Annotated in this window: 6 protein-coding genes; all 6 read left to right on the forward strand. The window is 40.4% G+C overall.

Annotated elements, in window-relative coordinates; all coding sequences use genetic code 11:
• Window positions 1-153: 153 nt before the first annotated feature.
• The 6 genes from WQ54_RS02785 to addA all read left to right on the forward strand — a co-directional run bounded on the left by WQ54_RS02785 (window position 154) and on the right by addA (window position 12,106).
• Window positions 154-1,335 (forward strand): acetyl-CoA C-acetyltransferase, encoded by a 1,182-nt coding sequence (locus WQ54_RS02785; RefSeq protein WP_046511803.1) that lies wholly within the window; start codon window positions 154-156, stop codon window positions 1,333-1,335.
• 278 nt (window positions 1,336-1,613) lie between these two features.
• Window positions 1,614-2,279: a GntR family transcriptional regulator gene (locus tag WQ54_RS02790; RefSeq protein ID WP_046512199.1), complete on the forward strand. Its 666-nt coding sequence runs from the start codon at window positions 1,614-1,616 to the stop codon at window positions 2,277-2,279.
• Between the two features lie 192 nt (window positions 2,280-2,471).
• Window positions 2,472-3,317, forward strand: a complete 846-nt coding sequence (locus WQ54_RS02795; protein WP_046511806.1) for an SDR family oxidoreductase — start codon at window positions 2,472-2,474, stop codon at window positions 3,315-3,317.
• 53 nt (window positions 3,318-3,370) lie between these two features.
• On the forward strand, window positions 3,371-4,525 hold the full coding sequence (locus WQ54_RS02800; protein WP_046511809.1) for a Gfo/Idh/MocA family protein: 1,155 nt from the start codon (window positions 3,371-3,373) through the stop codon (window positions 4,523-4,525).
• 380 nt (window positions 4,526-4,905) lie between these two features.
• Window positions 4,906-8,394 (forward strand): helicase-exonuclease AddAB subunit AddB, encoded by a 3,489-nt coding sequence (gene addB / locus WQ54_RS02805; RefSeq protein WP_046511811.1) that lies wholly within the window; start codon window positions 4,906-4,908, stop codon window positions 8,392-8,394.
• Window positions 8,381-12,106, forward strand: coding sequence for a helicase-exonuclease AddAB subunit AddA (gene addA, locus WQ54_RS02810; RefSeq protein ID WP_084821801.1), 3,726 nt, complete (start codon window positions 8,381-8,383; stop codon window positions 12,104-12,106). The genes addB and addA overlap by 14 nt, the downstream gene beginning before the upstream one ends.
• Window positions 12,107-12,127 lie beyond the last annotated feature (21 nt).

A 12,127-nucleotide genomic window follows, 5' to 3' on the forward strand; every position in this document is an offset into this window, starting at 1 on the left:
GGTCTGGATAGCTAGATTTCTTTTACATCATAATTGTAAAGCGAGCATTTACTAAAGGATTGTTAATTACAAAAATATATTCAAAAATCTATAGTATAATGGAAATAAGTATCTTTTTAAATCTAAAAGTTGATCATGACAGGGGGATGGAACATGCGAGAGGTGGTCATAACAGCAGCAGCAAGGACAGCTATTGGTTCATTTGGTGGCGCTTTCAAGGAGCTATTGCCAACTCAGTTAGTTGTGCCAGTATTGGATGAGGTTGTAAAGAGAAGTAAGCTTGAAAAGCACGAGGTAGATGAAGTCATTCTCGGTCATTGTATTCAACGGACAGATGAGCCAAATACTGCAAGGACGGCAGCACTTTTAGCAGATTTTCCTGAGACAACAACAGGTTATACCATACAAAGACAATGTGCATCTGGGCTTCAAGCCATCATTTCTGCTGCCATGCAAATTCAAACAGGTCAATCCAATATTGTGATTGCGGGCGGAGTGGAAGCAATGAGCTCAAGTCCATATTTATTAAAGCAGCATCGCTGGGGCTCACGGCTGCAGCACGGGCAGGTGATAGACAGTGTATGGGAGATATTAAGGGACCCAATTCATCATATCATGATGGGTGAAACGGCTGAAAATATTGCTGAAGAATTTCAAATTACACGAGAAGAACAAGATGAACTCGCATTATTAAGTCATCATCGAGCATTATCTGCCATAGATGCTGGTACATTTACGAAAGAAATAGTCCCGATTTCAGTTAAAACGAGAAAGGGAGAAGTGATCATAGCTAAGGATGAAGGGCCAAGACAAGTAACATCTGAAAAGCTTGCAGGATTGCCGGCGATTTTTAAAGACAGTGGATCCGTTACAGCAGGAAATGCTTCTTCATTAAATGATGGGGCAGCCGCGCTGGTGTTAATGGCTAAAGATGAAGCTGAAAAAAGAGGACTCCCTATATTAGCTAAGATTTCCCACTATTCAATTGCTGGGGTGGACCCAAAAATAATGGGAATCGGACCTGTCCCAGCTATTCAAAAGGGAATAGCATCTTTAAATTGGAAAATCGATGATTTGGATGTCATTGAAATTAATGAGGCGTTTGCCGCTCAGTATCTAGCTGTAGAAAAACAGCTCCATTTAAATCGGGAAAAGGTCAATGTCAATGGGAGCGGTATTAGTTTAGGGCATCCGATTGGCTGTACTGGCTCACGAATTGTCGTAAGTCTCTTGCATGAGATGGAACGGAGAGAGGCTGAAAAAGGTCTTGCATCGCTATGTGTTGGCGGGGGTATTGGTGTAGCATTGTTTGTAGAAAGAGAGAATCATAATTAGTTAGAGAGACTGTCTCAAAAGATAAGGGTCAGACCACTCGAATACAATATAAATAGGATCTAATGATAACAATTCCTTTATATTGGTGTTTGCCTTCTGGGTCAGACCCTCTTGTGATAGGCATATTTGGTTATTACTTATATTAAGAGCGTATTTTCAAAAAAATGGTTGAAAATTTAATAGAGTTACACTATAATTGACTAAAAACTACCATGCTAGTATATCTAGGATATTAAAATACCTCGGTGGGCAGAAAAGGGGTGGTTGCCATTTCAACTATGAATACAAGAATTAATGGCTCAACAAGAGATTATGTGTACCAGACAATAAAGGGTCGCATTATTAATTTAGAATTAAAGCCAGGAACAAAAATTTCTGAAAAAGAAATTGCTGAAAAATTAGAAGTAAGCAGAACTCCCGTAAGAGAGGCGTTTCTAAAATTATCTCAAGAGGAGTTATTAGGAATCTACCCGCAAAGTGGAACGGTTGTTTCCAAAATTGATTTAGACCATGTAGAGGAAGCAAGATTTACGAGAGAAAACATTGAAAGAGCCATTGTAAGATTAGCTTGCGAAGTATTTGATGATAACAAGCTATTTCGTTTAGAAACAAATGTAGCGATGCAAGAGCTTTGCTTAGGAAAAGGAACATATCATCAATTATTTGAGCTTGACGAAGAATTTCACAAGATCTTATTTGAAGAATGTAACAAATTAAGAACATGGAAAATGATTCGAAACATGAACAGCCACTTTGACAGATTAAGAGTTTTAAGGCTTGCTGCAAATACAGATTGGAATGTCGTTGTCTCGCAACATAAAGAAATTTATCAAGCAATAATGGAAAAAGACCCGAAAAAGGCAGAAAGATTAATGGTACAGCACTTGAAATTGGTGAATTTTGAAAAGGATGAGATAGAGGTTCGCTATCCAGATTATTTTTAATACATGAAAGGTTATGGGAGCTATAAAGCTGCCAAACTCCTTCATTTTTTTGATAGCGCTAACATTTGAGGGGCTATTAAGCATAAATGGGCTTTTGGATAGTATGCAGTCACCTACATAAAAAAGACATAAGAAGTTATTTATATACATTCCTGTAAGACTAAAACATGTTGAACGGAAAGGAAGAATAAGATGTTACCAATATATGAAGGTTTACAAGGGAAAGTAGCTGCTGTGACAGGCGGCGGCGGTGTATTATGCAGCTGTATGGCAAAGGAGCTGGCTAGACAAGGCGTAAAAGTAGCGATTTTAAATCGCACTTTTGAAAAGGCTGTCATTGTTGTTGAAGAGATTAAACGTAATGGCGGAGAAGCATTAGCCGTTGAATGTAATGTATTGGATCTTGAAAGTGTGAAAAAAGCGGAGGAAATGGTTTATAACACATATGGAGCATGTGATATTTTGATCAATGGTGCTGGAGGCAACCATCCGAAAGGTGTTACAACAAAAGAGATTTTTGATTTATCTGATTTGCAGAATAAGGAGATCACGACCTTTTTTGATCTAACAACAGAAGGCTTTCAATTTGTTTTTAATTTGAATATTGTCGGGACCTTAATTCCAACGCAAATCTTCTCAAGAAGAATGGTGGAGAAAAAGGGAACGATCATAAATATTTCCTCGATGAGTGCCCCTAGTCCGATGACAAAAGTACCTGCTTATAGTGCTGCAAAGGCTGGAATCGAGAATTTTACAAAATGGCTGTCGGTACATATGGCTGAGGCTGGTATCCGGGTAAATGCGATTGCACCGGGATTTTTCCTTACACAACAAAATGAAAAATTACTTAAAAACGAAGATGGAACAAATACAGAAAGAACCGAAAAAATTCTCGCCCATACGCCGATGAGAAGACTCGGTAATCCTGAAGATTTATTAGGAACATTGCTCTGGTTGGCGGATGAAGAAACAAGCGGATTTGTGACAGGTATCAGTGTTCCTGTTGATGGCGGATTTATGGCTTATTCTGGGGTTTAAATTAGGGGACTGAGCCTTTAAGTGCTTAGTATAAAAAGGAGTGGAGACTGTCTATGATTCATGTTGCGATTATTGGTGCTGGAGCGATTGCCCCTGCCCATATTAACGGTTACTTGGAGTTATCAGAGCATTGTAAAATTGTTGCTTTATGTGATATTTATCCTGAAAAGGCAGAGAAACTTGCAAAAAAACATGGGCTGAATGTGGATATTTATAATGATTATCAACAGCTGGCAGAACGTAAAGACATCGATTTAGTGTCAATATGCACACCTCCATACACACATGCAGATACAGCCATTGCTTTATTAAATGCGGGTAAGCATGTACTTGTTGAAAAACCAATGGCTTCTTCTTTAGAAGAGTGTGATGCAATGAATGCCGCAGCAAAGAAGAATGGAAAAATTTTATCCGTCGTGGCACAGAATCGTTTTCGATCACCAATGATGAAATTAAAGCATGTACTTGATTCCAAATTAATGGGGGACATTGTCCATACACAAGTCGATTCCTATTGGTGGAGAGGTTTTTGCTACTATGATTTGTGGTGGAGAGGAACATGGGAAAAGGAAGGCGGCGGACCTACTTTAAATCATGCTGTTCATCATATTGATATCCTCCAGTGGATGAACGGGATGCCTTCAGAGATTACCGCTGTTATGAGTAATGCTGCACATCACAATGCTGAAGTTGAAGACATTTCGATTGCCATAGGGAAATATGATAATGGCGGTTTGGTTCAAATTACGAGCTCCGTCATTCACCATGGGGAAGAACAGCAATTGATTTTTCAAGGGAAAAATGCGCGTGTTTCAGTTCCATGGAAAGTAAAAGCATCACAATCAAGACAAAACGGTTTCCCGAAGGATGACCCTGAATTAGAAGAAAAAATCCAAAAGCTTTATGATGGGCAAACAGATTTACAATACGAGGGTCATGCCGGACAAATCCACGATGTCCTTCAAGCTATCCAAGGAAAGAAGAGTGTGTTAGTTGATGGTCTACAAGGACGACAAACACTTGAATTAATAACAGCTATTTATCAATCTGCAAGTTTAAGAGAAACAGTGGAACTTCCTTTAACAGCTGCTAGTCCCTTTTACACAAGGGAAGGTGTCTTAAAGTTTGCGACCCATTTTTATGAAAAGCAAACATCAATTGAAAACTTTACAGATGAGGCTATTACGACAGGAGGAAATTATGAGTAATTAAACTTGACTGTTTGATATCTCTCCGGGTGTTCGTTTTTAGAGGGCTATTTGGAAGAATCCTCGGCGCGGTATACTGCGGGGTCTCTCTTTGATTGGTTTCAGTATATGTCCCTAATCCTATGAGATAAAAAATTGTGAAATATGTCTATAAGTAAAATCCAACCCAGTTTAAATCTTCCAAACTTGGTTGGATTTTTTTTTGTTACATGCCTACCAGGCATCTTTGTGAATACAAAACTTGGTATGACCGATAAATGGAATTTCCCTGAAAAGTAAAGTAAAATATAGATAGATATGAAGTGAAAACAAATATGATTACCACACTAAAATTAGTTGTGGTATTTCTTTTTTAAATAAATAAGTTAGGAGAATAAACGTTGAGTATTCAATTTATTCTTGGTCGCTCAGGGAGCGGGAAAACTGAGGAGATTTTAAATCAAATTAGAGACAAGCTATTCGAAGAACCGATCGGCCGTCCAATCATTTATCTAGTTCCTGACCAGATGACGTTTGGGGCAGAGTATGAATTAATTAAGACACCGAACTTAGGCGGGATGATTCGGGCACAAACGTTCAGCTTTAGCCGGCTGGCATGGAGAGTTCTTCAGGAGACAGGGGGAATGACTCGCCATCATCTTTCAAGTACAGGGATTCAGATGATGTTACGAAAGCTGGTCGAGCAGTATAAGCAGGAATTTAAAGTGTTCACGAAGGCTAGTGATCAAAATGGATTTATTCAGCAGCTTGAGGCGATGCTAACTGAATTTAAACGCTACCTCCTATCACCGCAGGAGCTGGAGGAGTATCTAGCAGGTGCGACTACAGAAGTGGATAAAACCTCTTTAACAGACAAGCTCCATGATATCGCTATGCTATATAAGCATTTAGAAATTCAGCTTAGTGAGAAATACGTAGATTCTGAGGATTATCTCCATTTATTAGCGGAAAAGGTTCAGGATTCTGACTATTTACAAGCAGCTGATATTTATATAGATGGGTTCCATAGCTTTACCCCTCAGGAATATGAGGTTGTTGGGGCATTGATGGACCATGCAGCAAATGTGAAAATCGCCCTTACGGCTGATAAAGCATATGAAGAGCATCTGCCGCATGAATTGCACCTCTTTCAAATGACTGGAAAAACCTATAACAAAGTTCTCCAGCTTGCACTTGAAAAAGGCAAAGAGGTCGATGCGCCGATAATCTTGAATGAACAGCACCGGTATGGCCATTCATCTTTAAGACATTTAGAAAAATATTATGATACAAGACCAACAACAGTCTACGATCAAAAGCCTGATTTGACCATTTTTCAAGCAGCAAATCGCCGGTCTGAGATTGAAGGAATTGCTAGACAGATTCATGCACTTGTGCGGAAGGAAAACTATCGTTTTCGTGATCTGGCTTTGCTGATTCGTAATCAAAATGATTATCGTGATGTGATAGAGCAAGTTTTCCGTGATTACGAGATTCCTTTTTTTATAGATCAAAAGCGTTCGATGCTGAACCATCCTTTAGTCGAGCTGATTCGTTCTACGTTGGAAATCATCAATGGTCATTGGCGTTACGAGGCAGTGTTTCGGGCTGTGAAAACAGAGCTGCTTTATCCGCTTGACCGTCATAAGCAGGAAATGCGTGAGGAAATGGATCTGCTCGAAAACTATTGTTTATCATACGGGATCCAAGGATCGAAGTGGACGAATGATAAACGCTGGCGCTATCGCCGCTATTATTCCCTTGATGATGACTTTGTTGTGACAGATGAAGAAAAGCAAATGGAGGATAAGCTTAATCAGCTTCGCGATATTGTTGTTACACCAATTAAAGCTTTGCAAAATCGGCTAAAACGCAGCAAGTCTGGACGAGCTTTAGCTGAAAGCTTATATCTGTTTCTAGAGGAATTACACATTCCTGAAAAAATGGAAGGACTGCGACTGGCAGCAGAAGAAAAGGGAATGCTCTTGGAAGCGAGAGAGCATGATCAAGTTTGGCAGGCGGTTATGAATCTATTAGATGAATTTGTGGAGATTATGTCGGACGAACACGTTTCGTTAAAGCTGTTTGCTGAGATTCTTGAAACAGGTATAGAGTCCATGAAATTTTCATTAGTTCCTCCTGCAATGGATCAAGTATTAATTGCCGATCTCGAAAAATCCCGTTTTTTCCATGTGAAATGCTCATTTATTGTAGGTGTAAATGATGGGGTTATCCCAGCAAGGCCGAAAGAAGAAGGGATCTTAACAGAAGATGATCGAGAGACCCTGTATTATCAAGGAATCAATCTTGCACCTACTGCCAGACAGCAGCTGCTTGATGAAAACTTCCTTATTTATATGGCATTATCCAGTCCGGCTGAAAGGCTTTATTTATCATATCCAATGGCCGACGAAGAAGGAAAAGCTCTGCTTCCTTCTGTCATTTTAAAACGAGTGGAAGAAATGTTTCCTATGGTTGAAAAGTTAAGACTTCTTAACGAGCCTGAACAGCTTTCCCTAAATGAACAGTTATCCTTTATGGTGAATAAGCATGTGACGTTATCTTATGTCACCTCACAGCTGCAATCATGGAAGCGCGGCTATCCAATCAACCCAATATGGTGGGATGCTTATAACTACTTTATTACATCGGAAAATCACCAGCTAACAAAAAGAGTATTAAGCAGTTTAACATATCAAAACAAACCGGAGCAGTTGGAAACATCGATCAGCCGTGAACTCTACGGTGAGCATATCCAAGGAAGTGTCTCGCGAATGGAAAAATTTAACAGCTGTCCATTCTCGCACTTTGCTTCACACGGATTAAAGCTTAGAGAACGGCAATTTTTCAAACTTGAAGCACCTGATATTGGGCAAATGTTCCACTCTTCTCTTAAGCTCATATCCGATCGCCTGCAGCAATTGAATCTTGATTGGAGAGAGCTGACGAAGGAACAATGTGAACGGTTATCGAATGATGCCGTCGATCGACTTGCACCGAGATTGCAAAGAGAGATTCTGTTAAGCTCAAATCGCTTTCACTATATTAAACGAAAGCTGCAAAAAATCCTTACTCGCGCTGCAGTGATCCTAAGTGAGCATGCCAAGGCGAGCGGGTTTGCACCTGTCGGCTTAGAACTTGGCTTTGGTAAGGGGGGAGAGCTGCCCCCGCTCCGCTTTACACTGCCAAATGGCTGTACGATGGAGGTTGCAGGCCGGATTGACCGAGTGGATAAAGCAACAGGCTCTGGTCGTGTACTTCTGCGCATTATCGACTATAAATCAAGCGAAAAAAATGTTCAGCTTTCAGAGGTATATTACGGGTTGGCCCTGCAAATGCTTACCTATTTAGACGTCATCATCTCGAACGCCAGCATGTGGCTTGGAGTAGAAGCAACCCCGGCAGGCGTATTGTATTTCCATGTCCATGATCCAATGATCCAAGCAAAAACGTTGATGACAGAGGAGAAGCTGGATGATGAAATCTTTAAGAAGTTTAAGATGAAGGGGTTATTACTTGGTGATGAGGAAGCTGTAAAGCTTATGGACAACACGCTTACTGAAGGCGGCACATCCAATATTATTGCGGCTGGCTTGAAAAAGGAAGGCGGCTTCCGTTCAACCTCCTCTGTTGCAAGTGAGCAAGAGTTCCATTTATTAAGAAAGCATGTCCGGTCAACGTTTCAAAAAGTGGGAACAAATATTACCGATGGAATCATTGATATTCGTCCCTTTAAGTTAAAGGATAAAATTCCTTGTACGTTTTGCGAATATAAATCTGTATGCCAGTTTGATGAATCATTAGAAGAAAATTCATATCGAATCTTAAAAAGTGAAAAGAACGATGAGGTGTTAAAAAGAATGAGAGAGGAGGTTAATGGAGATGAGTGAAATAATTGCAAAGCCTGAAAACAGTCAATGGACGGATGATCAGTGGAAGGCAATTGTCTCAAGCGGTTCGGATATTTTAGTTGCTGCAGCTGCAGGATCTGGAAAAACCGCTGTATTGGTTGAAAGAATCATTAGAAAAATCGTTTCAAAGGAGAATCCCGTTGATGTAGATTCTCTGCTTGTGGTTACATTTACAAATGCATCCGCAGCTGAAATGAGAAGCAGAATTGGAGAAGCGCTGGAAAAAGCATTAAAAGAAAATCCATCATCACTTCATTTACGCAGACAGCTGACATTGCTAAATAAAGCATCTATTTCTACCTTGCACTCGTTTTGTCTGCAGGTTGTTAGAAAGTATTATTATTTAATTAATATTGACCCTAGTTTCAGAATTGCTGACCAAACAGAAGGACAATTACTTATTGATGAAGTGCTTGATGATATGTTCGAGGAAGAGTACAGCAGAGAGGACAATGAGGCGTTTTTTGATCTGGTGGATCGCTATACCTCTGATCGTAATGATATTGAGCTGCAAACATTGATTCGTGAACTTTACTTTTTTTCACGATCACACCCGACTCCAAGTGCTTGGTTGGATCAGCTGGCTGCAATGTATGATCTGAGAGAAACGGAAGAAATTGAATCATTGCCATTTGTCCGTTATTTGCTTCAGGATATTGCCATGCAGCTGGCTGGTGCAAAGGCTCAGCTTGAGCAGGCAATGGAGCTGACAAAGCTGCCGGCTGGACCGGCGCCACGCGCAGAAAATCTTGAGGATGATTTAAAGCAAATTTCAGAGCTTTTAAGGGTAAAGGATTCGTGGGAGCAGCTTGGTGAACGAATAAAAACATTTAAATTATCACGAGCAAAAACGGTAAGAGGCGATCAATTTGATAAAGCTCTAACCGATCAAGTCACAGCAATGCGAAATGCAGTAAAAAAACAAATTGAACAGCTGCGTGATGAGATGTTTTCACGTACACTTCAGAACTATGTCCTGGATTTTAACCATTTAAAACCTGTTGTATCCAAGCTGGTGGCGCTTGTGAAGGAATTCGCAGAAAGGTATGAAGGGATAAAAAAAGAAAAAGGAATTGTCGACTTTGCGGATTTAGAGCACTACTGCTTGGACATTTTGCAAGGAGAGGATAACGAGCCAAGTTATGCTGCTTTGTATTATAAGAACCAGTTTACTGAAGTATTGGTCGATGAATACCAAGATACAAACCTCGTTCAAGAAACAATCCTTAAGCTTGTTACAAAGGACGAAGAAGCGACAGGGAACTTGTTTATGGTCGGTGACGTGAAACAGTCGATTTATCGTTTTCGCCTTGCAGAGCCGTTTCTTTTCTTAAGTAAATATAAACGATTTACCCAAATCGCTGATCAAACAGGAATGCGTATTGATTTATCGAAAAACTTCAGAAGCCGGGCAGAAGTGTTGGATGGGACGAACTTTTTATTTAAGCAAATCATGGGTGAGCAGGTTGGAGAAATTGATTATGACCATGATGCAGAGCTTAAGCTTGGAGCTTCCTACCCAAAAAATGAAGAGATGAAGGCAGAACTTTTATTAGTTGAGCGCAAAGGAAGCGAGGAAGCTGATCAGGAGGAAGAACCGGCCGTATTTGATGAAGAGGAATTAGAAACCGTTCAATTGGAAGCTAGATTGATGGCTAAGAAAGTTAAGTCGCTTATTGATCAGCAGTTCCCGATATATGACCGCAGTATCAATGGCACACGTCCTGTCACCTATCGTGATGTTGTAATCCTCTTGCGCTCTATGCCATGGGCACCGCAAATCATGGAGGAGTTTAAGCAGGCAGGAATCCCTGTCTATGCGAATCTATCAAACGGATATTTTGAAGCAACAGAAGTAGCCATAATGCTTTCACTTTTAAAAATAATTGATAATCCATACCAGGATATTCCTTTAGCTTCAGTGCTTCGTTCTCCTGTCGTTGGAATGGATGCAAATGAACTCGCACTGATTCGTACGTTTGACAAGAAAGGGACGTATTATGATGCGGTGAAATCATTTTTAGCGGAGAGTTCATTGGACAACCAAGCACTTTTTAACAAACTTGAACCATTTATTACGCTAATGCAAGGATGGCGTGAACAAGCAAGACAAGGTTCTGTATCAGACTTGATCTGGCAGCTTTATCGTGATACAAAGTTTTTTGACTTTGTTGGCGGTATGCCGGGCGGAAAACAGCGGCAAGCAAATTTACGTGCACTTTACGACCGTGCCCGCCAATATGAGGCAACCTCCTTTAGAGGCTTATTTAGATTTTTGCGTTTTATTGAGCGGATGCAGGAGCGAGGAGATGATCTTGGTGCAGCACGTGCTCTTGGAGAGCAAGAGGATGTTGTCAGATTAATGACGATTCATAGTAGTAAAGGCTTGGAATTCCCGGTCGTTTTTGTTGCCGGGCTTGCAAAGCAGTTTAATATGATGGATCTAAATAGAAAGTACTTGCTTGATAAGGAGCTTGGCTTTGGCACAAAACTGATCAATCCCGCATTGCGAATCAGCTATCCAACGCTGCCTTATATTGCCTTAAAGAAAAAAATGCGAATGGAGCTTCTCGCAGAAGAAATGCGAGTATTATATGTTGCACTCACAAGGGCAAAGGAAAAGCTTTATTTATTAGGAACCTTAAAAAATTCTGAAAAAACGATTGCCGACTGGAGAAAGCATGTATCACATTCAGAATGGCTCCTGCCGGATTTTGAACGCTCCAAAGCGAAAACTTATTTAGATTGGGTGGGACCGGCATTAGTGCGCCATCAAGATTGTACGGTTTTAAGTGATGGACAGGTCTGTTTTAATGAAGAAATTGCTCAGCATCCTTCCAAATGGACCATTGACATCGTAAAAAGTGAGGAGCTGCTTGAAACCTTTAAAGCTGAGCAGGATCTAAATCATGAACGCTTATCAGCCATTAGCAACGGTGAATCGGTAGCTTTTGAAAGTGAACAGGCGGAACAGGTGAATGAGCAATTAACATGGGTATATCCTTATAAAACAGCAGTAAGCAGCCGTTCAAAGCAATCGGTGTCAGAACTGAAAAGACAGAGAGAGGTTCAAGATGAATATAGTGATCAGCAGCTGATGAGAAGGAATCAAATTCAGTCGTTTCTATATAATCGTCCGCAGTTTATGCAAAGCAAGTCGATTTCTGCAGCTGAACGCGGAACAGCGATGCACACGGTTATGCAGCATATCAAGCTTAGTGAGCCAGTTTCGCTGGACGTTGTATCAGCAAAAATGGAGGAACTAGTTGAGAAGGAGATTCTCTCTGCTGAATTGGCTGAGATCATCAACCGTGAGCAGATTGTAGAATTTTTCGCATCCCCGATCGGGACAAGGCTTCTTCATGCAAAACAAGTTTATCGCGAAGTGCCATTCAGTTACGCGCTTAAAGCGGAACAGCTTTATGGCGATTTGAAGGATGAGCCTGTATTGGTTCAAGGTGTGATTGATTGTTTGTTTGAAGATGAAGAAGGCTTTGTTTTACTAGATTATAAGACTGATACAATTAAAGGCCGTTTTCCAAGAGGAATAGAAGAGGCCGAAGCGGTGTTAAGAGAGAGATATCGAGTTCAAATTGAACTATATACAAAAGCAATTGAAGAGATTACCCAAAAACCTTTAAAGGAAAAATATTTATATTTCTTTGATGGCGGATATTTAATAGACATGTAAAAAATGAGGAGATTATGGTGA

This window comes from Bacillus sp. SA1-12 (assembly GCF_000981385.1).
GTDB lineage: Bacteria > Bacillota > Bacilli > Bacillales > Bacillaceae > Metabacillus.

What these genes read in the sequence shown, in the direction of transcription:
- WQ54_RS02795 (WP_046511806.1), top strand. Translation starts at nt 2,472, where the DNA reads ATGTTACCAATATATGAAGGTTTACAAGGGAAAGTAGCTGCTGTGACA.
- WQ54_RS02790 (WP_046512199.1), top strand. Translation starts at nt 1,614, where the DNA reads ATGAATACAAGAATTAATGGCTCAACAAGAGATTATGTGTACCAGACA.
- WQ54_RS02785 (WP_046511803.1), top strand. Translation starts at nt 154, where the DNA reads ATGCGAGAGGTGGTCATAACAGCAGCAGCAAGGACAGCTATTGGTTCA.
- WQ54_RS02800 (WP_046511809.1), top strand. Translation starts at nt 3,371, where the DNA reads ATGATTCATGTTGCGATTATTGGTGCTGGAGCGATTGCCCCTGCCCAT.
- addA (WP_084821801.1), top strand. Translation starts at nt 8,381, where the DNA reads ATGGAGATGAGTGAAATAATTGCAAAGCCTGAAAACAGTCAATGGACG.